The organism is Mycobacterium sp. (genome assembly GCF_002863225.1).
GTDB lineage: Bacteria > Actinomycetota > Actinomycetes > Mycobacteriales > Mycobacteriaceae > Mycobacterium.
The window spans coordinates 12,283-38,362 of record NZ_PKEK01000107.1; the positions used below are offsets into that span (position 1 = coordinate 12,283).

Here is a 26,080-nt window from a genome sequence, read left to right on the forward strand (position 1 = left end):
TCTCCTCCTGAATGTCGCCCATAGTGACGGGCGCGGGCGGCGTGGCACCATTAGAACATATGTTCGACGATCGGCCAACCCACCGAGCGTGGAAATCCGCCGCAAGCCGGAAGCCTACAGTGCCAAAAAGACTGCAGCTCTTGGTCTCTGGGCAGGGCGACGGCCTGATCGTAGCGAAGCTCGACCGCTTGGCCGCTCAGTCATTCAAAGGCGATCACGCCGCGGATGTTCTTGCCCGCCCGGAGGTCCTTCATCGCTTCGTTGATGTCGTCGAGCTTGTACTTCTGCGTGACGAGTTCATCCAACTTCAGGGTGCCGGCCTCGTACATCGACAACAGCATCGGCATCGCGTCTCGCGGGTTCATCTCGCCGTACAGCACTCCCTTGAGCGTCTTGCACGAGCTGACCATGTCCGAGAGGACCAACGGCACCATCATGTCGGTGATCTTCGCCATCCCGGTGAGCACACACGTTCCGCCCTTGCGGAGCAACATCATTGCCACCATGACGAGGTCGACCGGGACGACGCCCGGGGTCAGGATCACCCGGTCGGCCATCACGCCCCAGGTGAGTCCCTTGACGAGTTCCATCGCGGCGCCGGCATCGGTCGCGGTGTGGGTGGCGCCGAATGACGGTGCGGCATCACGCTTGAACTGCACCGGGTCGACCGCGATCACGTGTTTGGCGCCGGCGATTTTCGCGCCCTGCACCGCATTCATGCCGATCCCGCCGACCCCCACGACGACAACGGTGTCACCGGGCCGGGTGCCGGCTGCCACCGTGGCCGAACCGAAGCCCGTTGTCACACCGCAGGATACGAGCGATGCCGCTTCGAGTGAGATCCAGTCGTTGATTTTGACCAGCGAGCGTTCGGACGCGACGACGTACTCCGAGAAGGTGCCCACTTGCATCATCGCCATCAGATCCTCGTCGCCGAGGTGACGCCGCCGGGTTCCGTCGGTCGTCATGTTCTTGCTGTAGATGTCGGCCCCGACGTCGCACAGGTAGGTGTGCCCGGTCGAGCACCAGCGACAGTTGCCACATGCGGGAAAGAACGATATGGCAACGTGGTCACCGGGTTTGAGAGTCTTGACCTCGGGGCCGACCTCCTCGACCACACCGGAACCTTCATGGCCGCCCAGCATCGGGAACCATTCCGGGACCGGCATCCCCGCCGCCCGCATCGCCTCCTCGATGTCCGGACCGGGCACGCTGTCCCCGGTGTAGAAGTGTTCGTCGGAATGACAGATGCCGGCATAAGACATCTTGACCAGCACCTCGCCGGCCCGCGGCGGGTCGAGTTCGACGTCGGTCACTTCCCAGTCCACGCCGACGCCGCGCAGCACTGCAGCCTTGGATTTCATGAGATCTCCTTCGCGAGTAAGGGAAAGGCTCAGCCCGCGGGCCAGCCGACAGTCTTGGTTTCGGTGAAGATCTCGAGGCCCTCGATGCCACATTGCCGTCCGATGCCGGACTGCTTGTAGCCGCCGAACGGAGCATCGGCTCCGTACCACAGGCCACCGTTGATCCCGAGCGTGCCGGTGCGGATTCGGCTGGCGACGCTCTTGGCGCGCTCGAGGTCGTTGGCGAACACGACGCCGGACAACCCGTAGATCGAGTCGTTGGCGATGCGCACCGCCTCGTCGTCGTCGTCGAATCCAATGACCGACAAGACGGGGCCGAAGATCTCCTCCTGAGCGATGGTCATCGAGTTGTCGACGTCGGCGAACACCGTCGGCTCGACGAAGTACCCCCGCGGTAGGTCCTTCGGCACACCGCCACCGGTCACGAGTCGAGCGCCCTCCTGCTTGCCCTTCTCGATGTAGCCCAACACCCGCTCCTGCTGCCGCTTGGATACCTGCGGGCCCTGCAGCACCGACGGATCGGTCGGGTCGCCGTACTTGTTCTTCTCCATGGCTGCCTTGACGATTTCGACCGCTTCGTCGTAGCGGGAGTTCGGTACCAGCAGTCGAGTCGGCATGGCGCAGCCCTGACCCGCGTGCATCATGATGAACGCGCTGCCGCCGACGGTGGCGCTGATGTCACCATCGTCTTCGAGGACGAGATACACGGATTTGCCGCCGAGTTCGAGAAACGTCGGTTTGAGGGTCTCCGCAGCAGCCTTCATGATTCGGCGGCCGGTCGCGGTGGATCCGGTGAACGCCACCATGTCGACCAACGGAGATGTCGAAAGGACCTCGCCGACAGAGTGATCCGACGACGTGACGATGTTGACGACGCCCGGCGGGATGTCGGTCTGCTCGGCGATGAGCCGACCGATCCTGGTTGCGTTCCACGGGGTGTCCGGCGCCGGCTTCAGAACGAGTGTGTTGCCCATCGCGAGGATCGGGCCGATCTTGTTCAGGATGATCTCGAGGGGAAAGTTCCACGGGGTGATGACGCCGACGACGCCGACCGGTTCCTTCCACACTTCGCGGGCGGCCGGCGTGCCCATCCCAAAGGCATCCTTGTCCGGAAGCGAACGTTTCCAGACGAATTCGGCGATCATGTCGGCGGGCCACGCCAGCGCTTCCTTGAGCGGCACATCGAGTTGCGGCCCGTAGGTGCTCAGCACCGGGCAGCCCACCTCGGCGACGAGCTCGCTGCGGATGTCTTCCCGCTCGGCCTCCAGCGCGGCCTGCAGCTGGCGCAGGCCGGCCGCCCTGGCCGCACCGTCGCGGGACCAATCGGTGTGGTCGAAGGCGTTGCGTGCCGCAGCGACAGCGCGTTCCATGTCTGCGCGGGTGCCGTCGGTGGTGCTGCCGATGACGTCTTCGGTGGCGGGGTTGATGTTGTCGAACTGGCGTCCGGTCTCGGAGTCGACGAGCTTGCCGTCGATGAGCATGCGCGATTCGTGCGTCACGGGTCGATGTCCTTCACCACTGTCGGAGTTCTTTGACCGAATCTGACGGCCGGGCGGCCATGGTCAGGTAGGGGATGAAACTGCTTTTGCCGCAGCGGAGTACGGAATACACCACCTCGACCATATGGTCGGCATCTATCAGACCGCCTTGCATCTGGCCGTTCTCCATCCAAAACCTGATCGCCTTGTCCAGCGCCTCGGGGTCCCACATCTTGTTGAACTCGGTCTGCGAGTCGCCGGGACCGCCGAAGCAGTCACCCACGGCTAGCCGGGTGAAGCCGATCTCGGGATGCTCGATACGCCACGACTCGACGAGTTTGTCCAGTGCGGCCTTGCTAACCGCGTAGGCGCCGAGCAGGGGCCACGGCGCGGTGTACGAGGCGCTCAGCGATGACAAATACACCGCTGATCCGCCAGCTGCGGCCAGATGTGGTGCCGCTGCGGCGGTGAAGAGTGAAGCGCCAGTCACGTTGGTGGCGAACAACTGTGCCCACTGGTCGGCGCTGACCTCCGCCAGCGGGGCGAGGACGCCCATCCCGGTCGTGTAGACGATGGCATCCAGCCCGCCGAAGGCTTCGACAATCTCGGACACCGCCCGTTGGCAGGACGCCGCGTCCGTCACGTCGCAGACGACGGCGGCCGCTTCGTGGCCCGCCTCCTTCGCGGCGTTCTCCAGACGGTCTTGCCGACGCGCGACGAACGCCACGCGTACGCCTTTCTCGGCGAGGCCCATTCCGATGCAACGCCCGAGTCCGGAGGAGCCGCCGACGACAGCGACGCGAAGCGCCTGGGTGTCAGACATTGAGCTTGGCGCTGATCGATCCCAGTGACGCACCCGTGCTGCGTTCGAAGCGGCCGTGGTCGTAGCTGCGGGTCGCGACATCGTGGTCGCCTGCCTCGGCGCGCAGCGCACCCACTGTGCACTGCTCTCGCGTGCGGTGCTCGAACGGATCGAATTGGTACCAACGGCAGGCATTTTCGTAGGTGATCTTGTTGACTTCGTCGTCGGGGACGCCGGCGGTCACCTCGGCGAGCTCCTCGGCGGCATGTGGCCAGGACGAGTCGGAATGCGGGTAGTCGCATTCCCAGGCAATGTTGTCGATGCCGATCTCGTGACGCAGTTTCACCCCGATCGGATCGGAGATGAAGCAGGTGAGGAAGCGTTCGCGGAACACCTCGCTCGGTAGCTTCGTGCCGAAGTCTTGACCGGTCCACAGGTGGTGCATCTCGTAGGTGCGGTCGATCCGATCGGTGAAGTACGGGATCCAGCCGGTGCCGCCCTCCGACAGGGCGAAGCGTAAGTCGGGGAAGTCTTTGACGACGCGGGACCAGAGCAGATCGGCTGCAGCGGAGCAGATGTTCATCGGCTGCAGCGTGATCATCACGTCGATGGGGGCGTTGTCGGCAGTCATGGTGATCTTGCCGCTCGAACCGAGATGGACTGAGACCACTGTCCCGCAATCCGATGCGGCACGCCACATCGGGTCCCAGTAGTCGTCATGAAAGCTCGGGAAGCCCAGAGTGGCTGGATTTTCGGTGAATGTGACGGAGTGGCAACCCTTCTCCGAGTTGCGGCGGATTTCCTTGGCGCACAGGTCCGCATCCCACAAGATCGGCAGGGCCATCGGAATGAAGCGGCCGGGGTAGCTGCCGCACCAGTCGTCGATGTGCCAGTCGTTGTAGGCCTGGGTAACCGCCAGCGCCAGATCTTTGTCCTTATGGGTGGCGAACAGGCGACCCGCGAAACCGGGGAAGGAGGGGAAACACATCGAACCGAGTACGCCGCCGGCGTTCATGTCCTTCACTCGCTCGTGAATGTCGTAGCACCCCGGCCGCATCTCGTCGAAGGCGGTGGGCTCGATCCCGTACTCCTCCCGGGGGCGTCCCGCGACGGCATTCAGCCCGATGTTCGGAACGATCGCCCCGTTGAAGGTCCACACTTCCGAGCCGTCGTCCTGTCGAATGACCCGTGGTGCATCGTCGGCGAATTTGGTCGGCATCCTTCCCTCGAACAGGGTCGGCGGTTCGACGAGATGGTCGTCGACGCTGACCAGGATCATGTTCTCGGGCTTCATGGTGCTCCTTGGGCAGAGGTTGAAGGCGACGTTATCAGACCGAAGAAGAACTATATGCAATTATGAAAACGTTCATTTCCGCTGGATCGTGCGGCGTCCATCGCAGCAATGAAACCATCACCGTGACGGTAGTTTTCGTGGCTCTACCGAGAAACTGAGCAGGAGGCGATCGAGCACTTTGGCTGCCCGCTCGCGAGCCTTGCGTGGCCTGGTCGCGTGAGCGACCAGTAACGCGGCTTCCTCGACGGCGGCGACCAACATGTGCGTCAGCTCGCTGACTGGCTGGTCCTCGATAACGCCTTCCGCGATCGCTTCGCGCACCATGTCGTTGATCAGAGCGATGCTGTTGGCTTCCTCGATCTCGCGCAGTGTCCGCCAGCCGAGTACCACCGGAGCGTCGAGGAGCATGATCCGTTGCACCTCAGGCTCGAGCGCCGACTCGAGGAAGCTGTGTAGGCCGCTCGAGAGCTTTGCCCAGGGGTCATCCCCGACGGGCGGGGAAGCCAGCGACCGCAGTGTCAGGTCTTGCTCCACCTCTACGAACACTGCGCGGAACAACTCCGCTTTGTCCTTGAAGTGGTGGTAAAACGCGCCGCGAGTGCCCACCCCGGACTCCGTGACCAAGTCACCGATGCTGGTGTGGAAATAGCCCTTGTCGACAAACAACAACCGACCGGCGTCGATGAGGTCTCGGCGGGTCGTCTCGCCACGGGCACGACGTTCGTGGTCCGTTCCGCCTCGCTTGGCCATGAAGGTGATACTAGCAACATTCGTTCTGTATGTTGCGCACTATTTGATGCGGTCGGCCCCCGATGTGGCCGCTGGGTAAGGCGGGTTTCGAGGTCGCCTAGCGGTCGGGACGCCTCCGCACCAACCGTACGAATTCTTTCGTCGAGAGCACCATGGAGGGCAATTCGAGTGATGTCAAAAGTGTTTCGGCCATCGCAAACGGAAGGGTGGTTGCGACGGCACCACGTCCGTACTCGAGGTGCCATGAGCCGGGGTGAATCGTGAGACCCCGGGTGTGTCCCTTCTCCAGGCATGTTCGCTCGCCGGGGCGCAATATCGACGGGCTTATCTGATCCGATTCCAGATCGTATGAGTCGATCTGGCCCGCAAGCAGGAATTTGTGAATTTCCACGTGTTTGTAGCGGCCCGAAAAGCCCTGCGTGCCAGTGGGTGAACCAAACAGCACGATGTATTCGCGTGGACTGAAGTACACCATGCTGACCTTGCCCAGGATTCCGCCCGCCTTGTTGCCGACCCAGCGGCCGCGCACCGGGGCGATGAGGTGGGGGTAGGCGGCCGATATCATCTCGACGACGTGATCCAGGCGTTCTCCGCTGTCCAGCGGGCGACCGATGGCGTCCTTCGCGATCTGCGCAAGAACGTCAGGGTCGATCTTGTACGGCTTCATTCGTAGCGAAGACCTTTGCCTTAACTGTCCACGCGAGATTATCAGCTCGTCAGCACGCCCAGAGACAATTCTCGGAAATGATTGTTTACGTGTTCTGCTGAACGTGAATTCGCTGCGAAACGGCCGACGATGCAGCGACTTTCGTGGTGATAGCGCACAGATCAGGTGACCGATGGGCAAGTCAACATTCGTCATGTATGTTGCTGAACATGGCAGATGAGGAAACTCGGGCTTTCGGCTCGGTGGCGCCGCTGAAGGTTGGTCTGCTCAACGACTATCCGACGAGGGCCGGCACCGACAGCGACACGACCGATGCCCTGCGGCTCGTGTTCGACGAGGCGGTTGCGGCTGGACTCGTCGATCGCCCTATCGAGTTGGTGCAACGCCAGGCGGTCGGGCTGCCGAACGGCACGTACCACGCCGTCGAACGTGCCTTCGACGAGCTCGTCGAGGACGGTTGCCTGGTGATCTTCGGGCCGTGGGTCTCCGACAACGCCGTGCCGCTGGGTTCGCACATCGACAAAGTCGCGCGGGTGCCGAACATCATCCTGTCGGGGTCGGAGGGGGCGCTGGGTGAGTGGTGCTTTGCTCTGAACAACGGATCCATGCCGGAGGAACCGGTCATGCTGGCCGCGGTCATGATCGGCGACGGTCGATCGCGGATTGCCATCGCGTATGAAGCATCGTTGATCGGCAAGGAATATCTCGGTTTCGCCGAAAAGGCTTACTCGGCCGCTGGTCTGAAGATTGTTGCGACGGTGGCGATACCCCAGGTCGAAGCCGACAAGTCCGAGGCGGTGGCCGCGCTGCGGTCGGCGGAACCCGACGCCCTGGTGCACGTCGGATTCGGCCATGGCCTGTGGGGATTCACCGACGCATTGCGTGCCGTCGACTGGGACCCTCCGCGCTACACCACGACGGCCTTCGAGATGGCTCACATCAACGCCGAATGGATGCGACAACTTTCGGGCTGGATCGGGCTGGACAGCTACGACGAACGCAACGAGATCGGTCAGGCCTTCCTGGATCGCTTCGAATCCCGATACGGGCGCAGGCCGGGCAATTCCATGCCGTTGCTCTGTCATGACGCCGCGACGGTCATCACTCGCGGGTTGGCTGCGGCGCGCCCGCTGACCGGAGAAGGCGTCAAGCAAGGCATGGAACAGGTGAAGCTCGTGCCGTCCGCTAGCGGCGCCCCCGGTACCTACCTGAGGTTCGGGCGGTTCATCCGGCAGGGCTGGATGGGAACGGACTATCTGATCGCCCGGCGTGTGCTGCCGGACGGCAGTGCGCACGTGTTCCATGCGGTACCAAGCGAACACATATCACGCGCGGTCGGCGTCGCCGCCCGATAGGTCGATCGCTCCGAACACCGGCGCGGTCACGATGCCGGGCGGCTGAGCCAACACGTACGGGATCGCGCGGACTGCGCTCATACCGATCATCAGGTGGCCGGGTTGGGCGTGTTGACCGTTGGGAGGCGCGCCGTCCCATCCGACGTCGAGCTGGAGTTCGAAACTCGGAACCCCTTTGATGACGGCGCGGATGAGCGGTGCCTTCTCCCCGGGCGCCAGCGGTTGCAGACCCCACTGTGGGAGGTCGCGGGTGAGCACCCACTCCTCGTGGATGGCAAGCAGTGGGCGTCCCGACCAGTGGCCAACCCAAGAGAAGCGCTGTCCCACAACGGTTCCCGCCTCGACGGTGCCGACCGGGATTTCGATGTCGTAAGGAAGCGTTGTCGCGTCGACGCTCACCTCGATGTCAGACAGGGTGACGCCAAGGACGTCGGCGGTCGCATTCAACGTCTGGCGATAGGCCATGTCGAGCTTTTTGATGATGGGGGAGTCGGCACTGACGTCTTCGGGCGGGCGTGCCATGCCCATTAGGTCGACCAGCATCGGCCTGCTGTCCACTGCTGAGACGTCGGTGGCCTCGTACAGGTCGATGCGGTCGATGGACTTGGACAGCCCCGTGACCGTCGCGACGAGACGCTCGAACATGAAGCCGGGGTTCTCTCCGGCGGCGTGGAAACGGGAGTTTCCGGCACGACAGGCTTCCAGGAAAGCCGTCTCGGTCGCGGCGCCATAGGTAGGCAGGTGGTTGTAGGAGGTCGTCGTGATGACGTTGCTGCCTGAGGCCAATAGCCGGCAGATGTCATCGGCGTTCGTCTCGACCGGATGTGCCTTGCTGGCCGCGTGAATGACGACGTCGGCACCGAGCCCGATGACCGCGTCCTTGTCCGTGGTCGCGACGATTCCGGTGTCAGGTGGAAGTCCGCAGAGCGCACCGGCGTCCAGGCCGGCCTTGTCGCGGCCGTAAACCAGCACTCCGACCAATTGAAAGTCGGGATTCTCAATGAGTTCCTGTAGTGCGGCCCGGCCGACTGCACCCGTGGCCCACTGGGCTACTCGTATCGCCAATCGACCGCTCCTGGTAGCGCTTTCGTCATACGATCGCGACTCGAGGATTCAACCTACACTATGTAGGTAATCAACCACCAGGGTGTATGTTGACTCCGGCGAACATCTAGTGAGAGGCGACACATGGTGAAGCCGGCAACCGTTGAAGAACTCGAGCAGAGCATTCGGGACGCTCAGGAGAGGTTCAACGTCGGCATGGGCGCCGACGGCGACGCGACCCCGTATCCGCTCCTGAAGCAGTTGCGCGAGCAAGCGCCCGTTCACGCCGGTTGGCCAGAGATGGGCATGGCAGGCAACTCGGGCGATGGCCCACCGACGTTCACTGCGTACTCGTTCGATGCGGTCAAGGGGATATTCACCGACAACGTCACCTTCAGCACTCGGTGCTATGAGGACGTCGTGCGACCGTTGCAGGGACCGACGATCCTGGAGATGCAGGAGCCCGAGCACGCCGTATATCGCAAGCTGCACGAATTCGCCTTCGCGCGTTCGTCCATGAAGCGGTGGGACGCCGAACTCGCGGGCCCTCTGGTGGACGCCACCATCGCAAGATTCAAGGATGCCAAGCACGTTGATCTGGTGGACAAGGTCTTCATGCCGGTCCCGGTGCGGGTGATCGCGGCTCTCCTGGGCCTACCCGACGCGGATGTGCTCTGGTTTCACCGCTTGGCCATCGACCTGTTGGGATTTCGCGGCGACATGAAGGCTGCGATGACAGCCTCGGCGGAGATGAAGGACTACTTCGTCGGGATACTGGCGGAGAAGCGTCGGTCGCCTCAGGACGACATGGTCTCGATCCTCGCCTCGTCCGAAGTGAACGGTGTGAAGATGTCGGACGAGCAGATCTACGGATTCATGCGCAACTTGCTGCCGGCCGGCGCCGAAACCACCTCGCGGTCGACGGCCAGCCTGGCGATGGCACTACTGACTCATCCCGACCAGCTCGACGCGGTGCGCAACGATCGCAGTCTGCTGCCGCAAGCAATCGAAGAAGGAATCCGTTGGGAGACACCGCTGCTGAACTTCATGCGCGAGGTCACGGTGGACACCGAACTCGGTGGGGTGGCGATTCCGCAGGGTGCGACCATGATGCTGAACCTGGGCAGCGCGAACCACGACGAGAGCCGATGGAACGACCCCGAGAGCTTCAACATCTTTCGAGAGCGTAAGCCGCACATCGGTTTTGCCCACGGCGCGCATGTGTGCCTGGGGATGCACCTCGCGCGGCTGGAGAGCATGAAGATCTTCAACGCGCTGTTCGACCAACTGCCCGGACTACGCCTGGACCCCGACGCCCCCGCCCCGTTTGTGACCGGGGTGATGTTCCGCTCGCCGCCACGCCTTGACGTGGTGTGGGACTGAGAGTCTCCCGATGACACGAGTAATCCAATGGGCAACCGGGACAACAGGAACGATGGCGCTGCGGCACGTGATCGGCAGACCGGACCTTGATCTGGTCGGGGTGAAGGTCTACGACCCGACCAAAGCGGGTGCCGACGCAGGCGCACTCTGCGGACTACCGGATACCGGGGTCCTGGCAACCGACGATCGCGACGCCGTGATCAACGCCACCGCTGACGTCGTGCTCTACATGGGCAAGGTCGAGACGGATACGCCGGGTTGCTTTGCCGATGTCTGCGATCTGCTTGCGTCGGGCAAAGATGTTGTCGCAACCGGCAGCCGGTTCATTCATCCACGTTCCCTGGATGAGTCGCTGGCCGATGCGATCGAAGATGCCTGCCGCGCCGGAGAGTCGTCGTTCCTGGGTGTGGGCCTGTTTCCCGGCTTCGTCGGCGAGTCGCTGACGCCAGTGCTGTCGCGACTGACCCAACGGACCAGTCGCATCAACGTCCGCGAGGTGCTCGACTACTCGACATACGCCAGCCACGACCTGATCTTCAATGCCATGGGTTTTGGTTTCCCGCCCGGTGACACCACGCCGTTGCTGACCAATCCCGACTATGCCGCCGGCGCGTGGATTGGCTCTGCGACGGTGCTGGCCCAGGCGCTGGGGTTGGAAATCCAGTCGATCGAGGGTTACCGCGAAGTCGCCACCACGCCCAGGGCTTTGACGGTGGCCGCGGGTGACATACCCGCCGGCACCGTCGGTGCGATGCGGTTCGGTGTGGTCGTGAATTGCGGTGATACGACGGTGGCTGTCGAGCATCTGACCCGGATGGCCGAGGACCTCGCGCCGGATTGGCCGACCGAGATCGGCTACGAGGTGGTGCTGGAAGGTGAGCCCAATCTGCGCCTGCACCTCGTCGTCGGTTCGCACGACGAGGATCATGCCGAGCAGGGCTGCCTGGCGACGGCCATGCACGCGGTCAACGCAATTCCAGCGGTGACGGCAGCAGCGCCCGGACTCTACGACCTCTCGACGATCCCCCGGCGCCCTCTGCAGTGAAGCCGAGTTGCATTCGCGACTGAGGGTTTCGCGCCTCACTAGAGGGCAGGACAGAGGAGCTCAGGTGCTAAGCGCCGCCACCCGAGATCGCTCTCTGATCGATGCGACCACGCCGCCGTCGTTGAGGATGTCGGTACCGGTGAGGTAACCGGCTTTGTCGCTGGCGCAGAAAGCGAACAGCTCCGCCATCTCTTCGGCTTTACCCCAGCGTGGCACTGCTGCGTCGGCGACCATGGCACCCGCGCCGGCCTGCTCTTCCAGCCGGCCCATCTCGGTGTCGACGGACCCCGGCGATACCGAGACGATGCGGAGCCCCCGGCCGTTGAACCTCTCCGCCTGCGACCAGCTGTACCACCTGACGAAGCTCTTGCTGACCGCATACGCGATACCCGATCGCGCCTCCGGGCCGGCAATGTCACACGCCGCCAGCATGTCGCGCAGGAAAGCGGCTTCATCCACCAACGCCAAGGGGAACTGAGCAGCGGGGAGTACTTCTTCGGGCATGATGTGCGCCGCCATGGAGGCCACGTTGACGATCGCCGCGCCCTCGCCGGCGGTCTGAAAGAAGACCTCGTTGACGTTGAGTGTGCCCAGAGCGTTGGTTTTCATCACGTAATCTGCTTCGCCCATGCTGGGACTGACGCCCGCGGTGTGGATCACCGAGACCAGTGTGCCGAGTCCGGCGGCGGTCTCGAACAGTCGGGCGACCGCCGCACGGTCGGTGACGTCGCAATCGACGACCGTAGGCGTGATTCCGAGGTTCTCGAGGTCGGCGGCAGTACCGTCGAGTCGGTCCTTTCGTACGTCGGCCAGGACGACCGTGTGGTCGTTTCCGACGATTTTGGCCGTGGCCGAACCCATGCCACCCGCGCCACCGGTGATCACCGATACCCGACTCATTTACACACCCTCCAGGAGTTGCTGGCGATCGTCGATGTTCAACATATCCGCCCGGAAATAGCGGTGATCGCGTTTGGCTAGACTCTGCTGGTCCGCGGCGCGAGATGGACGACGTCGCTCACTACCGTCGGATTCGCTCGCGCGATGGCGATGAGGGACAACATCGCGTTGGCGACATCACCTACCGCGGACATCTTCGACGGAATCTGACCCTCCTGCGCCCAGGATCTGTACAACTCGGCCAGGAGCTCTCGATCTGCCCCGCGAAGAATTTCTGTGCCCTCGGTGGGGCCCACACTGACCCGGATCACGGGCAGCTCAGGATGCTCAGCACGCCAGGATCTCAATATTTCGTCCAGCGCAGCCTTACTCGCGTGATATGCGGCTACGCCTGCGCGAGGCCGACCTACGTCATGGCTCGATGCGACGAGCACGACGGCGTTGTCAGTCAGATGCGGCAACGCGGTGCGCAAGACGTGCGACGCACCCACGGCGTTGACGGCATACGTGTGGAGCCACGTCGTGACATCCGTTTCCTCGATCAGGGCGAAGGGCACGGCAGCGCTGGTGAAGACGACCGCGTCGAGGCCGCCGAAAGTCTCGGCCACCGTGCCGATGACACGTTCGATGGCACCCGAATTGGACACGTCTAGCTCGTGTGCCGAACCCTCGAGTTGCGCGGCCAGCCTGGCAAGTACGTCCACGCGTCGGGCGGCGAGCGCCACCTTGGCGCCCCGGGATTGTGCCGCAATGGCCAACGCCTGACCGATTCCGGATGAGGCGCCGATGATCAACATGCGCATGCCTGCGATGTTGGAATGACGATCCGTCATACCCTGCTTCCCTTGCCAGATTCGTTGGACGGTTCGCCGATTCTCGCATATGAGAATTGGTGTTCTCGATAAGCTCGTCGTCGTTCGGGCTTGGGAACCGGACAGAGCGACGGGACAACCAAGCATGGTCGACTTCATGGCTGCCGCCGTTGAACAGCCGACGATGCGCGCCGTAGCCGGTGTGCGGGGAGGCCGGGGTTGACGCTGTTTGCGCTGCTGCACGGCGGCCTGCACCGCGGTTCGTCGTGGGATCTCGTTGCGTCGAAGCTAATGGCCGACGGCCATGATGTCGTTGCGCCGGACCTGCCGGTCGACGACGACTCGGCCGGGGCGATGGAATGGGCGCGGGTGGCGATTGACGCCATCGACCGCGTCACCGGGCCTAGCGATTCCGACGACGTGGTCGTCGTCGGACACTCGATTTCCGGTCTATGCGTACCGGTCGTCGCGTCATTGCGTCCGGTACGCAGAATGGTGTTTGTCGCTGGTCTGATCCCGGTGCCGGGAACGGCGTTCGCGGCTGAGTTCGCGGCGAACCCCGGCGCTGTTTCGTTCCCGGCGCCGCAGGCGGCTGGCGACGGCCCCTTCGGGCTGACGTGGGAGTCGGTGCGTGATGGCTTCTATCATGATTGTCCGGAAGCTCTGGCGCGAAGGGCGTTTCGGGAGCTTCGAGGGCAGTCTTTCACCGTGTTCACCGAGCCATGTCCGATACAACAGTGGCCTGACGTGCCATCGACGTACATCCTGATGACGGACGATCGTGCCATCGATGTCGGCTGGGTCCGACGCAGCGCTGTCGCCAGAGGGGCTCACGTGGTCGAGCTCGAAGGTGGACACTCACCGTTCTTTGCGCGACCAACGGAATTGACCGACCTGTTGCGTGGGACGCTGAAACTGTGACGCCGCGAAGTCATTTCGCAGACTAGGTGCCGAAATCTGTTACGACGGCATTGTGCGGTGCGGTGATGGGCAGGTCCAGCGACGTGGCGATGCCCGGAGCCGCGTTGACCACGTAGGGGATGGCGTTGACGACGCGCATGGCGGTGGCCTCCATCGCGTTGTCGTTGGCTGAGGCGGGGGTGTCTTCTGTGCCGAGTCGCAGATCGCACTGAATGTGGGGTTGGCCCTCGATGATGAGGCGATACGTACCGTTGGGCGCTGAGGCCCACTGCGGCGCAAGATCTGGTGCCATGCGGTTGATGTGTTCGATCGTGATCACCGGCTGCCCGTTGACCACACCGGTCGTCTCGGCCCGTACGGCGCCACACGTGCCGGCCGGGATGGTGCCGCAGGCGACGTGAAGATCGCGAGGTGTGATCACCCGTTCGTACTTCTCCTTGACGGATTCGAGTTCGACGCCGAGTGCCTTGGCGACGAGCCCGATCGGGGGACCCCACGCGAAGGACTGCGCCCCGTCGAGTTCCAGCATCGGTGTGTAGTCCAGCGGCTCGCCAAATCCCATGGCCGTCACCATCAGGTCCCTGTTGGGATACGCCGAATAGTCGAAGATCTCCTGCGCTCGAATCGAGCGGATCGTGTTCGACAATGTCGTCAAAAGCACCGCGAATTGGTCACCGGCAAAGCCGGGCTCGATGCCCGAGGTGTAGATGGTGACACCACCGGCCAGTGCAGCGGCCCGTACCGAATCGGCGAGTTCGGGAATCCACCTGTCCGGAAACATCATTCCCGGTGTATTGGTGGTGACGACGTTGAGCCCGCCACGGAGTAAGCGAACATAGTCACGGACCGCAGCGGCATCCATCTCCGCGCTGGCAGCACCGTAGACGACGCAATCGGGTTTCAGCGCGATGATGTCGTCGAGGTCGTTGGTCGTGGTCACCCCGATCGGGCCGAGCCCGACGATCTCGCCGGCGTCGCGACCGGTCTTCTCCGCGCTGTGCACCCAGACCCCGACGATCTCCAGATGTGGGCGTCGCGAGATCGCGCGAATCGCCAGGCTGCTGATCCAACCCGTGGAGATGACGGCAACCCGTAAGACCCTGTCGTCCATGGTCATTGCTCCCTCATCCTTGCTACCGGCGATAACCGAACTTACCGCTTGAGAACACGCATTTACGCAAATCGAAGCGCGGGACCAGCGCTCGGCCAGCAGCCCGCTCAGCTGATCCGCCAGGTCGGACTTCTTGATCTTCCCTGTCGCGGTGAACGGTAGCTGCGCCTTGTCGGTGACCCAAATGAACTTCGGCACTTTGTACGCGGAGATGTGTTTCCGCAACTGCGCCTTCAAGGACTCGCCATCAAGAGCAGACGCACCCCGGGGAACGACCGCCGCGGCAACCACCGTGCCACGCTCGCCGTCCTGCGCGCCGACAACATAGGCTTCCAGTACTCCGTCGCAATTCGCCAGTGCCAGTTCGACTTCGGCGGGGGTGACGTTGGTGCCGCCGCCGGTCTTGATCAGGTCTCCCCGCCTGCCCGTGAACCGGATCCAGCCGTCGTCTGCCAAAACCCCGCAGTCGCCCGTGCGGTAGTAGCCGTCCGGCGTGAAGACGTCCTCGCGCTCCCGCTTGTAAAGGCGCTGCATCAGCGAATAGCCCCGCGCCCAGATCTCGCCCTCCGCGCCGACCGGAACCGGTTGTCCGGATTCAGGATCGACGACGAGGTGCTCGAGCCCGTCGATGGTCAAGCCTCCGGTTCCGGCCCGCTCGGGCGGCTGGGGTACGTAGGGATCGACCCCCGCGTGGTTTCCGCAGAGTTCGGTCATGCCCAGCGCATTCGCACCCTGTGGACGTCGGTCGGGCGGAACCATCGCGGGCATGCTGGTGCGGATGACCGAGGTCAGATCGCGTTTGGCGAAGTCCGGGTGCTCGGCGAGCGTCTTTCCCTGCTGCGGCCATCCGAGAGTGATGGTGGCACGGTGAGCCTCGATGAGCGCCAGAGCTTCTGCCGCGTCGAATGCCGGCTGCGTGACCAGCGTGGCGCCATGATGAATGACCGCATTCAGTCCCGTGATGAGACCGCCGACCCAGAAGAACGGCATCGCCGTGAACATCACCGAGTCACCTGTGACGCCGTACTGGAACGTGAGGTTGTAGGTGTGGCGAACGAGCGCCCCATGCGTGTGTACCGGCGCTTTCGGGGGACCGGTGCTGCCCGAGGTGTAGATGATGACGACGTCGTCGGCCGGTGTCACACACGACTCGATGTCGACCAGGAAGTCGTCGTCGATGTCCGATTCCGCCGGCGCCGCGTCATCGGTCAGCGCCGTCGCCCACTCCCGGTCGCAGCCGCCCCAGACCGCTACGGTGCGCAAGTACGGTGCGGCACGTACCGCGATGCGACCAGGGCTGTGCTGATCCGCGAGCCCGGGGAGCGCCTCTTCGAGACGCGCCAGAAAGTCGTTGTTGCGAAGCGCCGGCCACGCCACGACGGCGCGCAAATCCGCGTGCCGGGTGGTCCAGGCCAATTCAGATGCTTTGTAGAAAGTGTTGAGCGGCACAGCGACCGCGCCGATGCGGGTGGTGGCGAACCATGCGACTGCCCACTCGATACCGTTCGGCATGAGGATGCCGACGTGGTCGCCCTTGCCGATGCCGTGTGACAACAGGTCGACGGCCAAGCGGGCCGACCGCCGTTCGAGATCGACGTAGGTCAGTTCGCGGTCGTCGGCGATCACGAAAGGCGTGTCCCCGAACTGCTCCGCACTCGACCGCACGAGAACCGGGATCGTGGGGATGATCGTCGGAAAGGGCATGGGCGAAGGATAGTTGGTTTCCCGAGAATCGAGAACCACCATTCTCGGTTGTGCGCGTGGTATTACCATGCCGTGATGGCGAGTCCTGATGACCAGACGGCAGCTCGACTCGATCGGATCGAGTCCAGTCAGGCGATCGCCCAGTTGCCCAGTAGGTACGCGATGGCTCTCGACGCGCGTGACCTCGACGCATTGGTGGCGCTGTTCGTCGAGGACGTCGACGCAGGGGCTGAGGGCCGTGGCCGGGAGGCACTGAAGCGCTGGTACGACGGGGTTTTGCGGCGGTTCTATCGGAGTATTCACCTGGTCTGCGGGCACCAGTTCGACTTCGTCGACGCCGACCACGCGACCGGTTCGATCTATTGCCGGGCTGAGCACGAGGACGGCGACGGGTGGTTCGTGATCGCGATGCGTTACGACGACGTGTACGAACGCCGCGACGGCCAGTGGGGCTTTGTGCGTCGGCGGGAGCACCCGTGGTATTCGGTCGACGTGACCGAGCGCCCGGGGCCGGATTTCGTGCGGTGGCCGATGGACGTTTCCCTGCGGGCGGCCATGCCGCAGCGCATGCCCACCTGGAAACCCTTCTGGGAATCCGGTGATCCCACCTTGCCCCGGCAGCTTTCTGCGCGGCCCTAGCGACCGCTAGGCCGACTGACGGAGTTTACAATCGCAGCCGGAACTGAAATTCTCAATAAGCGTAAATAAACGTTATCGCTGACTGGACGGGTGTTGCGGCGGCCGCGCAGTGACACGTCGCCGGTGCCCACGGACAACATGGAGGACGTCATTTCCGACGACAAGGTACTCAGCGGAGTGCGTGTGCTGGAGGTCGCGGCCTGGACGTTCGTCCCCTCTGCGGGTGCGGTGCTGGCCGAGTGGGGCGCTGAGGTCATCAAAGTGGAACCGCGCAACGGTGGTGACCCCCAGCGTGGGCTGGTGACAATGGGTATCGTCGACGCCGGGGGTGGCTCGGTCAACTACATGATCGAGATTCCGAATCGCGGCAAGAAGTCGATCGGCGTCGACCTGATGACCCCAGGCGGCCGAGAAGTCGTCCGCGAACTCGCCAAGACGTGCGATGTGTTTCTGACCAGCTATCTGCCGAACCGCCGCAAGAAGATGGGCATAGACGTCGCTGACATCCAGGCAGTCAATCCTGGCATCGTCTACGTACGCGGGTCAGGTCACGGCCCGAAGGGGCCGGATTCCGACAAACCGGGATACGACGGAGTGTCCTACTGGGCCCGCGGTGGTATCGCCACGGTACTCAGCGAAGACGCAGACGAATTGGTGCGGTCGCGCCCCGCCTTCGGAGATCTGTTGGGCGGTATGACCATTGCGGGTGGAATCGCTGCGGCGCTGTACAAAAAGGCGACCACCGGCAAAGGCTCGGTGGTCGACGTGTCGCTTCTTGGGCTCGCCGCGTGGAATCTCAGCCCCGATGTCGCCGTCAGCCAAATCCACGGTGGCGGCGCCATTCCGAAATACGGTCACGCCGATGCTCCCAATCCACTGGTCGGAACCTACCGCACCAAGGACGACCGCCACGTTCAGCTGATGATGCTCCAACTCGACAAGTTCTACGCAGAAGCCATGCACGCCATCGGTGTTCCTGAGTTGATCGATGATCCGCGATTCGCGGAACCGACCTCGCGCTTCGAAAATCGCGTCGCGCTGATCGCGTTGTTGGATGACGCTTTCGCGCAACGCACCCTCGCCGAATGGCGCGAGACGCTGGCCGGGCTCTCGGGCGCCTGGGGCGTCGTGCAGACGCCGGGCGAGCTCTGTGCGGACCCGGCGGTGACGGCAAACGGCTATCTCGCCCACACCGCCACGATGAACGGGCTGCCGTACGCACTACCGACGAATCCTGTGCAGTTCGACGAGCAGCCGGTCGTGCCGCCCGGTGCACCCGAACACGGTCAGCACACCGAGGAGGTCTTGATGGACGCCGGCATGACATGGGACGCCATCGAGGAGTACAAAGAAGCTGGAGCGATCTTATGAATTCCATTACTTCACAGGCAGATTCGGTCGAGTTCGACCCGTTCTCTCAGGAATTCTTCGACGGGGCGTACGACACCTACCGTCGCCTGCGTGACGAGGCGCCCGTGTACTACAGCGCCAAGTGGGATTTCTGGGCTTTGAGCAGATACGACGATGTCGCGCCTGCCACCAAGGATCACGAAACATACTCGTCGGCCAAAGGCGCCACCCTGGACATGGTCAAGGCGCATGACGATGCCATTCCCGTGCCCAAGGTGATCATCTCCATGGACCCTCCCGAGCATCAGAAGATGCGCAAACTGGTGAGCAATGTGTTCACCCCGCGCGCGATCGCGTCGTTGGAAAGCATGGTCCGCGAGAAGGTGTACGAGCGCATCGAAGCGCTGGACCCGTCGTCATTCGACGTGGTCGCCGACTTCTCGGCGCTGTTTCCCAACGACGTGATCACCACGATGCTCGGGGTGCCGAAGGAGGATCGCGATCAGATTCGGCAGTGGGTGGATCTGTTGCTGGAACGTCATCCCGGCGAGATCGCAGTGCCCCCAACGGGCTTCGAAGCCTCGATGAATACGGGTATCTACTACTACAAGCTGATTCAAGACCGACGCGCTGCGCCACAGGACGACATGATCAGCCGGCTCATCGAGACCGAAATCGAACGCGACGGACAGGTGGAAAAGCTGACCGATGTCGATATTGCCGGGTTTGCGACACTGCTGGGCGGCGCGGGTGCCGAGACCGTCACCAAGTTGATCGGCAACGCGATGGTCGCGTTCGCGGACTTTCCCGACCAGTGGCAGAAGCTGCGTGCCGATCGCAGCAAGATTCCCGTAGCGGTCGAGGAGTTGCTGCGGTACGAAGCACCGTCGCAATATCAGGTGCGGACAGCCATGCGCGATGTGACGTTGCACGGCATCACGATTCCCGCCGGGAGCGCGGTGCTGCTGATGACGGGCTCGGCGACCGCGACGAGCGGATGTTCCCCGATCCCGACCGGTTGGAGATCGATCGCGAACGCAAGATGGGCTTCAATCTCGCACTCGGTTATGGCATTCACAGCTGTCTGGGTGCCGCCCTGGCGCGAATGGAGGGCCGTATCGCAATCGAGGCCTTGCTCGATTTCATTCCCGAGTACGAGGTCGATCGCGACGGCCTACGACGGGTGGCAATGGCGAACGTCTGCGGGTGGTCCAATGTGCCCGTCCGTGCGGTGAATTGACTGCTCCGCACCACGGGCCGGCCCCGCACCCCCGGCGGTGACATCACAACCGAAAGCTACTGACCGGAAGGGCGGCTCGGATGAACCAAGCTCGAGTGGACCTGCATCGAAGGATTGCGTATGGCAAGTGGGAGGCCTATGCAAAAGCCACGGAGACGAACCACGTCACGTACGGAGACGAGTGGGTCTACGCACCCGACGCCGTGATGATGTGCCCGCTATTCAACGGTGGTGTGGCGCAGCCGATGGCCGACCTTTTCACGGACGAACTGGCGGCAGCCATCGCGAAATACGCACCCGACGGAGAGACATGCTGACCCCTGAGTTCCGCATGTGGTGGAAACACATGCCGGACTTCAAAATCGTCTCGCCTTTCGAATGTGCCGCCGCCGACTGGGGTTTCGCGGTGCGCGACACCTACGCGGGGACGCTCCCCGACGGGACGGTGCTGCAACTGCACGAATGGGACTATGTGTGGACCAACGAGGAGGGCCACATCAAACGATGGGACTGGTTCGTCGACTCCCGCGAGTGGTACCCGTTTCTGGACATCATCGGACTCGATCCCGACAACCTCACCTACCAGGGCTATACGCTCAACTTCCTGCGCGAGGGCGGCGTCGGTGATTGACGCTGCGCGTCGTCGCGCAGCGTCACACCCCGGCGACTCTTTACAGCACGGTCGTCCGCGAAGCCCCGCACCACGAACGGTCGTACGAATTCCGCAACGGCACTGCTGTCGCGCGTGTCGAAGAACGGTGACGGAGTAGTGAAGAGTGAGAACAACATCCGCGCGAACCACTCCGTCGCTGTCGAGATGTCCAAAGCACCTCGCACTTCTCCCGTCACCCGTGCGGCGGAGAAATAAGGCGCGAAAAATTCGCTGCACTCTGCGAGTAACGTCGCCGCGTTCTTGGTCAACATGACGTTCACTTCGTGGTGGTCGAAGTAGACCTCCGGTTCGACGACCTGACGGGCCTCCACGACGAACACCGCCGCCCGTACCAGCTTGTCCTCCAACGAGCTGCCGCCATCCCGATCGATGGCTTTGGCCAGTTTGCGGTAGAACCGCTGGGACGCGGCCTCTGCGCACGCTGCGACAATCGTCTCTTTGTCCCGGAAGTATTCGTAGAACGTGCTTCTCGACACATCGGCGACCCGGGAGATGTCGACGATCGTCGTCTTGTGCAGGCCGACGTTACGAAAGCACGCGAAGGCGGCCGAGATGATGGCATCCCGGGTGTCTGTCACGGTGGCTTGCGTCATTCGCCGACCAGGATCTTTCCGAGTCTGTCTGTCAGCGGTCGGGTGTCAGGATGAGCCCGCTGGTCGGCACCCCGGTGCCCGACGTGACGAGCACGTGTTCGACATCCTCGACCTGGTTGTACGACGTACCGCGGATCTGACGCACTCCTTCGGTGATGCCGTTCATGCCGTGGATGTATGCCTCACCCAGCAGCCCACCGTTGGTGTTGATCGGCATGCTGCCACCGATCGAGAGTTCGTCGACCGATACGAAGTCCTTCGCCTCACCGCGCCCGCAGAAGCCCAGCTCCTCGAGCTGGGTGAAGACGAACGGTGTGAAGTGGTCGTAGAGAAACGCCGTCGAAATGTCGGCAGGCTTGAGTCCTGAGTCACGCCAGAGCTTCTCGCCGACCACACCCATCTCGGGCAGTCCGGTGATCTCGTCCCGGTAGTAGCTGGTCATCACTTCGCCGTCGTAGGCCGCGCCCTGCGCCGCGGCGGTGATGACGGCAGGCGGCTTGGCGAGGTCGCGGGCGCGCTCGACACTGGTCACCACCATTGCAACACCGCCGTCGCTCTCCTGGCAGCAGTCGAGCAGGCGGAGCACCGGTTCGATGATCCATCGCGACTCTTGATGCTGTTCAAGGGTTATGGGCTTTTCGTAAAACCAGGCATCGGGGTTTTTCGCCGCGTGCTTGCGGTCGATCACGGAGATCTTCCCGAAGTCGGCGTTGGTCACCCCGTAGGCGTCCATGTACCTCTGAGCATGCAACGCCACCCAGCCGGCGGGCGTCATCAACGCGAACGGCGCGTAGGGCGCCATCCAGAGCGGCGTCACCCCGGGCTGTCGGCCCGCGCCCCCGAAGCGAAAACCGGATCTCTCATTGAACGCGCGGTAGCAGACCACCACCTCGGCCACGCCAGTCGCAACGGCCATTGCGGCTTGCATCACGGTGCCCGCAGCAGCTCCGCCACCGTGCGGGACTCTCGTGAAAAACGTGAGGTCCCTGATGCCGACGTTCCTCGCGACTTCGATCTCTTCGTTTTCGTCGACGGTGAAGGTGACCATGCCGTCGACGTCACCCGGGGTGAGTCCGGCGTCGGCGATCGCTGCGCTGACGGCTTCACAGGCGAGTTGCATCTCGCTGCGGCCCGACTCTTTCGAGAACTCCGTCTGGCCGATTCCGACGAGCGCGGCCTGCCCGGCCAGACCACTCACGAATCGACCCCGTCGAGCAGACTCAGAACCGCGGTGCCGGTGGCGTGGTCGCCAAGACTGTTGCTGCCCTTGAAGGCAACCTCGACCAAGCCCTCGCCGTCGGCTGTCGACTTGCCGGTGACACTTCCGGTGAACCGGAGCGGATCGTTCGGGTAGGCCGGGACACCGAGACGAACCGCGAGTTTCTTGATCATTGCCTCCGGCCCGGCCCAGTCGTGCAGAAACTTCACACACAGCCCGTTGGTAGTCAGGATGTTGAGGAAGATGTCTTTCGAGCCTTGCGAATTGGCGAAGTCACGGTCGTGGTGGACGGGCATGTAGTCGCGAGAAGCGATCGCGCCGGCCACGATCAGCGTGGTCGATACCGGGACCTCCAATTGGGGGAGTTGGTCACCGACAGCGATGCTGTTCCACGCCAGCGTGCTGGTCCGTCCGAGTGTTGCGGTCACTGGTTTCCTTCCGCGTAGGCACTACCGAGTCGGAGCAGTTGCTGCGGAGCCGACCCGAGCGCGAGTTCAATTTGTTTGGCCCACAGGAAATACCGTGAGACCGGGTAGGTGACGTCGATGCCCATACCACCGTGCACCTGCTGTGCTGTGGCGGTCACTCTGGCACCCGCTTCCGCGGCCCAGAATTTCGCGATGGCGGCTGCTCGATCAGCAGGCCGACCTTCGGCGATGAGCCACGCCGCGTGCCAGGTTGTCCAGCGGATGGCCTCGACGTCGATGAACGCATCGGCCATGCGCTGCTGCACCGCCTGGAACGACCCGATGGGCCTGCCGAACTGTTCACGTTCGCTGGTGTAGGACGCCGCAATTCGGAGAGCGCGCTCGGTGACGCCGACCTGAACCGCGCACAGACCGACGAGGGCACGGGTGTAGAGCGAGCGCACGGACTCCGCTCCGATGTCGGCCCCCAGGCGCTGCGCCCGTGCTCCGGTCAAGACGACGTCGGCGTGCGGCTCGTGGTTGGTGGTCTGCACCGACTGCACGTCGACGCCGTCGGCATCGGTGTCGACCACGAACAGCGCGGGCCCGTCGTCGGCGCGAGCGGAAACGACGACGGCGTTCGCCAGCTGCGCGGCAGGTACCAACTGCTTGGTGCCGTCGAGCCGCCAGGCGTCGCCGTCGCGCCGCGCTTGAGCGCGCGGTGAGGTCGGGTCGGAGTTGCCCGGTTCGGAGAGTCCGGCACTCAAGATCGTGCTCCCGTCGACCACCCCGCGCAGATACTTCTCCTGCAGAGTCGAATCTCCATGGCGCGCAATGGTGTCGGCGCCGAGGACCAGGGTGCTGTAGAGGGGCACCGGGGCCACACTGCGTCCGACTTCGGAGAGGAGTACGCCGAGCTCGAGGAAGCTGCCTTCCGTTCCGCCGACCGCTTCGGGCAGGGCTATGCCGAGCAGATCGGCGGACGCCAGTTCGCTCCACAGGTCGGCGTCGAAACGGTGCTCACCGGACTCGAGCACGGTGAGTCTTTCGGGTGTGGCGCGGTGTTCGAACAACTGCCGGGCGACCTTGCCGACAGTCTCTTGTTCCTCGCTGAAAGAAAAGTCCATGTCGTCTGTGATCCTGTCGGTTAGCGCGCAGGCCGGAATTGATGCAACACCAACTCCTCACCGCTGGGGAGGGCTTCGAACGTCTCGTAGAACACCTCGACCGAGAGCCCGTTCTCGATCGCCTCGGGCTCGATGTCGCACAGGTTCGACACGATCCGCACGCCCTCGTCGAGTTCGATCAGAGCCACGACGTACGGATATTCGATGAACGGCAGCGGAGGATACTTCGGCATCACGTAGCTGTACACCGTGCCGCGTCCCGACGCGACGAGGTAATCCCATTGCAGGGACTGGCAATTGCCGCACATCGGTCGCGGTGGCACCCGCAGGGTCTTGCAGTCGGTGCAGCGCTGGATGCGGAGCTCACGCTCCTTCAACCCGGACCAGAAAAAGTCGGTGTCGGGGCTGATCGAAGGTGCGAGTCTGGTGGCCATCAGCCGCCCGTCTTGAAGCGCAGGGTGCGGAACTTCTGCCGCCCGATGACGTCGCCGTGCTGATCCCGGTATGTACTCATCCACGTCACGAAGAAACCAGGACCCATCGCGGTTTGTTTTTCGTCGGAGATCGACTCGAAGACCGTTTCGGATGAGATCTGATCACCCAGCTTCGGGTAACGCTCCATCTCGAATTCGGAGTTGGTGGCGATGATGCCGGTGTAGCCCGCCTCACTGAGAAACTCGAGCGGGTTGTTCTTGGGAAGTTCGACCGGCACTCCACCACGTTCGTGGATTCCTTCTAGCTTGGGTGGTGCCATGGTCCAGCTCTGCAACATCACCGGGGGAGAGACGATATCGCCGTACCGCGAACCTGTGGCGAATTCGGGGTCGAGGTAGGCCGGATTCAGGTCGTTGAGGGCATAGGCCCAGTGGCGGATCATGGCGGCGTTCACCGGATCCGGCGCCTGGGCCGGCTTGCTCGAACCCACCGGCTTGCCGATCAGATCGTCGAGGCGCTGGCGGAGAGCGACTTTCGCGTCGTCGGACACGTCTTTGTTCCTTTCGTCGATCGTTGCTAGCTCGCCGAGGCCCGCATGTCGCGGGGGGCTCTCGGCATTCCGAGTCCGGCCATGGCGATGATGTCGCGCTGTAGTTCGTTGGCGCCGCCACCGAAGGTGTTGATGACCGCCAAGCGGTAAGCGTGCTCGAGCTCACCCTTCAGTGGTGCCGTCGCACCGGCTCGGGAAGCGTCCTCCCCGACGACTTCGAGTAGCTCGCGGGCAACCTGTTGAGTGAGCTCGGTTCCGAAAACCTTCGCAGCCGATGCCTCCCCCATACTGAGAGCGCCGGAACTCATCGAGGCGTTCACGCGCAGATTGAGCAGCTCGTACGCGGCGACCTGCGCTTCGACCCGAGCCAGCGCCTGTTGCACCCACGGCTTGTCGATGACCAACCCGTCGTCCAGCGGCGTGGTCTTGGCCCACTTGAGGGTCTTGCGGAACAGCGGCTCCAGAGCGCCGAGATTGCCGAGTGCAGCGCGCTCCAGGTTGAGCTGGTTGGTCACCAGCTTCCATCCCTCGTTCTCGCCCAGCACAATCGAGCTCGCAGGGACGCGGACATCGTCGTAGAAGGTGTAGTACGTCGACACGCCCGGCATGGTGTGCAGCGGCTTCCAGGAAAAGCCCTCGGCGTCGGTCGGCACGATGAAGAGCGTGATTCCTTTGTGCTTCTTCGCGTCTGGGTCGGTACGGGCCGCCAGCCAGATGTAGTCGGCGAACTCGGCGCCGCTGGTGTACATCTTGGATCCGTTGATCACGTAGTCGTCACCGTCGCGTACGGCCGTCGTGCGCAGCGAGGCAAGGTCGCTGCCCGCACCGGGCTCGGAGTAGCCGATCGCAAATTCGACAGTGCCCTTGAGGATGGCGGGAAGGAACTTCTGCTTTTGCTCGTCGGTACCGAACTGAATGAGCGTGGGCCCGACAGTGTTCAGGGTGATCATCGGCAGCGGTGCGTTGACGCGGCGCGCTTCTTCGCCAAAGATGTACTGCTCCAGTGCGGTCAGCCCGCCGCCGCCCCATTCGGTCGGCCACGCCACGCCGAGCAGTCCCGCCTCACCCAGTGCGCGCCTACACTCGGCGACGGCTTCGCCGCCCTCGGTCGGCGTGGCCACCGACGCTCGACGCTCCGGTGTCATGACCGCCTCGAGACGGCTGCGGTACTCCTTGCGGAGCCGGTCTTGTTCCGGCGTGTAGTCGAAGTCCATCGG

At 63.4% G+C, this 26,080-nt stretch carries 25 protein-coding genes and 2 pseudogenes; 9 read left to right on the top strand and 18 right to left on the bottom strand.

What is annotated here, in order from left to right; all coding sequences use genetic code 11:
- Positions 1–200: 200 nt before the first annotated feature.
- The 6 genes from CYU59_RS28300 to CYU59_RS28325 all read right to left on the bottom strand — a co-directional run bounded on the left by CYU59_RS28300 (position 201) and on the right by CYU59_RS28325 (position 6,355).
- A complete protein-coding gene (locus CYU59_RS28300; protein ID WP_293010367.1) occupies positions 201–1,364 on the bottom strand; it encodes an NDMA-dependent alcohol dehydrogenase in 1,164 nt (387 codons plus the stop codon).
- A 29-nt stretch (positions 1,365–1,393) separates the two neighbouring features.
- Complete coding sequence (locus CYU59_RS28305; RefSeq protein WP_293010428.1) at positions 1,394–2,845, bottom strand: aldehyde dehydrogenase family protein; 1,452 nt, start codon at positions 2,843–2,845, stop codon at positions 1,394–1,396.
- A 31-nt stretch (positions 2,846–2,876) separates the two neighbouring features.
- Positions 2,877–3,665 (bottom strand): SDR family oxidoreductase, encoded by a 789-nt coding sequence (locus CYU59_RS28310; protein WP_293010369.1) that lies wholly within the window; start codon positions 3,663–3,665, stop codon positions 2,877–2,879.
- Positions 3,658–4,938 carry an amidohydrolase family protein gene (locus CYU59_RS28315; protein ID WP_293010371.1) on the bottom strand — a complete coding sequence of 427 codons (1,281 nt, stop codon included), beginning with the start codon at positions 4,936–4,938 and terminating at the stop codon, positions 3,658–3,660. Before CYU59_RS28315 ends, CYU59_RS28310 begins: the two co-directional genes overlap by 8 nt.
- Before the next feature lie 117 nt (positions 4,939–5,055).
- Complete coding sequence (locus CYU59_RS28320; RefSeq protein WP_293010373.1) at positions 5,056–5,688, bottom strand: TetR/AcrR family transcriptional regulator; 633 nt, start codon at positions 5,686–5,688, stop codon at positions 5,056–5,058.
- Between the two features lie 97 nt (positions 5,689–5,785).
- Entirely contained in the window at positions 5,786–6,355 is a 570-nt protein-coding gene (locus CYU59_RS28325; protein WP_293010375.1) for an isomerase, read from the bottom strand.
- 209 nt (positions 6,356–6,564) lie between these two features.
- On the opposite strand from CYU59_RS28325, the gene CYU59_RS28330 reads away from it, so the two are divergent.
- Complete coding sequence (locus CYU59_RS28330; RefSeq protein ID WP_293010377.1) at positions 6,565–7,710, top strand: ABC transporter substrate-binding protein; 1,146 nt, start codon at positions 6,565–6,567, stop codon at positions 7,708–7,710.
- Here CYU59_RS28330 and CYU59_RS28335 read toward each other — a convergent pair.
- Complete coding sequence (locus CYU59_RS28335; RefSeq protein WP_293010379.1) at positions 7,681–8,775, bottom strand: dihydrodipicolinate synthase; 1,095 nt, start codon at positions 8,773–8,775, stop codon at positions 7,681–7,683. The genes CYU59_RS28330 and CYU59_RS28335 overlap by 30 nt on opposite strands.
- 123 nt (positions 8,776–8,898) lie before the next feature.
- On the opposite strand from CYU59_RS28335, the gene CYU59_RS28340 reads away from it, so the two are divergent.
- Complete coding sequence (locus CYU59_RS28340; RefSeq protein WP_293010381.1) at positions 8,899–10,137, top strand: cytochrome P450; 1,239 nt, start codon at positions 8,899–8,901, stop codon at positions 10,135–10,137.
- A 10-nt stretch (positions 10,138–10,147) separates the two neighbouring features.
- Positions 10,148–11,182 carry a dihydrodipicolinate reductase gene (locus CYU59_RS28345; protein WP_293010383.1) on the top strand — a complete coding sequence of 345 codons (1,035 nt, stop codon included), beginning with the start codon at positions 10,148–10,150 and terminating at the stop codon, positions 11,180–11,182.
- A 60-nt stretch (positions 11,183–11,242) separates the two neighbouring features.
- On the opposite strand, the gene CYU59_RS28350 is transcribed toward CYU59_RS28345, so the two are convergent.
- Together CYU59_RS28350 and CYU59_RS28355 are read right to left on the bottom strand one after the other, a co-directional pair.
- Positions 11,243–12,082, bottom strand: a complete 840-nt coding sequence (locus CYU59_RS28350) for an SDR family oxidoreductase (protein WP_293010385.1) — start codon at positions 12,080–12,082, stop codon at positions 11,243–11,245.
- Positions 12,083–12,159: 77 nt separating this feature from the next.
- Entirely contained in the window at positions 12,160–12,915 is a 756-nt protein-coding gene (locus CYU59_RS28355; RefSeq protein WP_293010387.1) for an SDR family oxidoreductase, read from the bottom strand.
- A gap of 198 nt (positions 12,916–13,113) precedes the next feature.
- Between CYU59_RS28355 and CYU59_RS28360 the strand changes: the two genes are divergently transcribed.
- Positions 13,114–13,815, top strand: coding sequence for an alpha/beta hydrolase (locus tag CYU59_RS28360; RefSeq protein ID WP_293010389.1), 702 nt, complete (start codon positions 13,114–13,116; stop codon positions 13,813–13,815).
- 22 nt (positions 13,816–13,837) lie between these two features.
- Here CYU59_RS28360 and CYU59_RS28365 read toward each other — a convergent pair whose 3' ends face one another.
- Entirely contained in the window at positions 13,838–14,932 is a 1,095-nt protein-coding gene (locus CYU59_RS28365) for a dihydrodipicolinate reductase (protein ID WP_293010430.1), read from the bottom strand.
- Between the two features lie 87 nt (positions 14,933–15,019).
- Positions 15,020–16,630: pseudogene (locus CYU59_RS28370) on the bottom strand (class I adenylate-forming enzyme family protein); the annotation flags it as partial.
- Positions 16,631–16,705: 75 nt separating this feature from the next.
- Here CYU59_RS28370 and CYU59_RS28375 point away from each other — a divergent pair.
- The 5 genes and pseudogenes from CYU59_RS28375 to CYU59_RS28395 all read left to right on the top strand — a co-directional run bounded on the left by CYU59_RS28375 (position 16,706) and on the right by CYU59_RS28395 (position 20,490).
- Positions 16,706–17,269: a nuclear transport factor 2 family protein gene (locus tag CYU59_RS28375; protein ID WP_293010391.1), complete on the top strand. Its 564-nt coding sequence runs from the start codon at positions 16,706–16,708 to the stop codon at positions 17,267–17,269.
- Between the two features lie 138 nt (positions 17,270–17,407).
- Positions 17,408–18,640, top strand: coding sequence for a CoA transferase (locus tag CYU59_RS28380; RefSeq protein ID WP_293010432.1), 1,233 nt, complete (start codon positions 17,408–17,410; stop codon positions 18,638–18,640).
- Positions 18,637–19,859 (top strand): annotated as a pseudogene (locus CYU59_RS28385) (cytochrome P450). Before CYU59_RS28380 ends, CYU59_RS28385 begins: the two are co-directional and overlap by 4 nt.
- A gap of 80 nt (positions 19,860–19,939) precedes the next feature.
- A complete protein-coding gene (locus CYU59_RS28390) occupies positions 19,940–20,176 on the top strand; it encodes a hypothetical protein (protein ID WP_293010393.1) in 237 nt (78 codons plus the stop codon).
- Positions 20,170–20,490 (top strand): hypothetical protein, encoded by a 321-nt coding sequence (locus CYU59_RS28395; RefSeq protein ID WP_293010395.1) that lies wholly within the window; start codon positions 20,170–20,172, stop codon positions 20,488–20,490. Before CYU59_RS28390 ends, CYU59_RS28395 begins: the two co-directional genes overlap by 7 nt.
- On the opposite strand, the gene CYU59_RS28400 is transcribed toward CYU59_RS28395, so the two are convergent.
- The 7 genes from CYU59_RS28400 to CYU59_RS28430 are packed head-to-tail and all read right to left on the bottom strand — an operon-like array spanning position 20,448 to position 26,077.
- A complete protein-coding gene (locus CYU59_RS28400; protein WP_293010397.1) occupies positions 20,448–21,125 on the bottom strand; it encodes a TetR/AcrR family transcriptional regulator in 678 nt (225 codons plus the stop codon). The genes CYU59_RS28395 and CYU59_RS28400 overlap by 43 nt on opposite strands.
- A 31-nt stretch (positions 21,126–21,156) precedes the next feature.
- A complete protein-coding gene (locus tag CYU59_RS28405; protein ID WP_293010399.1) occupies positions 21,157–22,323 on the bottom strand; it encodes a lipid-transfer protein in 1,167 nt (388 codons plus the stop codon).
- Positions 22,320–22,772: a MaoC family dehydratase gene (locus CYU59_RS28410; RefSeq protein WP_293010401.1), complete on the bottom strand. Its 453-nt coding sequence runs from the start codon at positions 22,770–22,772 to the stop codon at positions 22,320–22,322. Before CYU59_RS28410 ends, CYU59_RS28405 begins: the two co-directional genes overlap by 4 nt.
- Positions 22,769–23,878, bottom strand: coding sequence for an acyl-CoA dehydrogenase family protein (locus CYU59_RS28415; RefSeq protein WP_293010402.1), 1,110 nt, complete (start codon positions 23,876–23,878; stop codon positions 22,769–22,771). Before CYU59_RS28415 ends, CYU59_RS28410 begins: the two co-directional genes overlap by 4 nt.
- Positions 23,879–23,898: 20 nt before the next feature.
- Complete coding sequence (locus CYU59_RS28420; RefSeq protein ID WP_293010404.1) at positions 23,899–24,312, bottom strand: OB-fold domain-containing protein; 414 nt, start codon at positions 24,310–24,312, stop codon at positions 23,899–23,901.
- The gene (locus CYU59_RS28425; protein ID WP_293010406.1) at positions 24,312–24,863 is read right to left on the bottom strand and encodes a MaoC family dehydratase N-terminal domain-containing protein; all 552 of its coding nucleotides are present in this window, start codon (positions 24,861–24,863) and stop codon (positions 24,312–24,314) included. Before CYU59_RS28425 ends, CYU59_RS28420 begins: the two co-directional genes overlap by 1 nt.
- Before the next feature lie 26 nt (positions 24,864–24,889).
- A complete protein-coding gene (locus tag CYU59_RS28430; RefSeq protein WP_293010408.1) occupies positions 24,890–26,077 on the bottom strand; it encodes an acyl-CoA dehydrogenase family protein in 1,188 nt (395 codons plus the stop codon).
- Positions 26,078–26,080: the final 3 nt, after the last annotated feature.

Bases quoted from the DNA above. Each gene is read 5' to 3' on its own strand.
- CYU59_RS28325 (WP_293010375.1), bottom strand. From the start codon at position 6,355: ATGAAGCCGTACAAGATCGACCCTGACGTTCTTGCGCAGATCGCGAAG.
- CYU59_RS28390 (WP_293010393.1), top strand. From the start codon at position 19,940: ATGAACCAAGCTCGAGTGGACCTGCATCGAAGGATTGCGTATGGCAAG.
- CYU59_RS28355 (WP_293010387.1), bottom strand. From the start codon at position 12,915: ATGACGGATCGTCATTCCAACATCGCAGGCATGCGCATGTTGATCATC.
- CYU59_RS28340 (WP_293010381.1), top strand. From the start codon at position 8,899: ATGGTGAAGCCGGCAACCGTTGAAGAACTCGAGCAGAGCATTCGGGAC.
- CYU59_RS28315 (WP_293010371.1), bottom strand. From the start codon at position 4,938: ATGAAGCCCGAGAACATGATCCTGGTCAGCGTCGACGACCATCTCGTC.
- CYU59_RS28320 (WP_293010373.1), bottom strand. From the start codon at position 5,688: ATGGCCAAGCGAGGCGGAACGGACCACGAACGTCGTGCCCGTGGCGAG.
- CYU59_RS28350 (WP_293010385.1), bottom strand. From the start codon at position 12,082: ATGAGTCGGGTATCGGTGATCACCGGTGGCGCGGGTGGCATGGGTTCG.
- CYU59_RS28310 (WP_293010369.1), bottom strand. From the start codon at position 3,665: ATGTCTGACACCCAGGCGCTTCGCGTCGCTGTCGTCGGCGGCTCCTCC.
- CYU59_RS28375 (WP_293010391.1), top strand. From the start codon at position 16,706: ATGGCGAGTCCTGATGACCAGACGGCAGCTCGACTCGATCGGATCGAG.
- CYU59_RS28365 (WP_293010430.1), bottom strand. From the start codon at position 14,932: ATGACCATGGACGACAGGGTCTTACGGGTTGCCGTCATCTCCACGGGT.
- CYU59_RS28420 (WP_293010404.1), bottom strand. From the start codon at position 24,312: ATGGCCACCAGACTCGCACCTTCGATCAGCCCCGACACCGACTTTTTC.
- CYU59_RS28430 (WP_293010408.1), bottom strand. From the start codon at position 26,077: ATGGACTTCGACTACACGCCGGAACAAGACCGGCTCCGCAAGGAGTAC.
- CYU59_RS28395 (WP_293010395.1), top strand. From the start codon at position 20,170: ATGCTGACCCCTGAGTTCCGCATGTGGTGGAAACACATGCCGGACTTC.
- CYU59_RS28305 (WP_293010428.1), bottom strand. From the start codon at position 2,845: ATGCTCATCGACGGCAAGCTCGTCGACTCCGAGACCGGACGCCAGTTC.
- CYU59_RS28380 (WP_293010432.1), top strand. From the start codon at position 17,408: ATGGAGGACGTCATTTCCGACGACAAGGTACTCAGCGGAGTGCGTGTG.
- CYU59_RS28300 (WP_293010367.1), bottom strand. From the start codon at position 1,364: ATGAAATCCAAGGCTGCAGTGCTGCGCGGCGTCGGCGTGGACTGGGAA.
- CYU59_RS28330 (WP_293010377.1), top strand. From the start codon at position 6,565: ATGGCAGATGAGGAAACTCGGGCTTTCGGCTCGGTGGCGCCGCTGAAG.
- CYU59_RS28400 (WP_293010397.1), bottom strand. From the start codon at position 21,125: ATGACGCAAGCCACCGTGACAGACACCCGGGATGCCATCATCTCGGCC.
- CYU59_RS28345 (WP_293010383.1), top strand. From the start codon at position 10,148: ATGACACGAGTAATCCAATGGGCAACCGGGACAACAGGAACGATGGCG.
- CYU59_RS28415 (WP_293010402.1), bottom strand. From the start codon at position 23,878: ATGGACTTTTCTTTCAGCGAGGAACAAGAGACTGTCGGCAAGGTCGCC.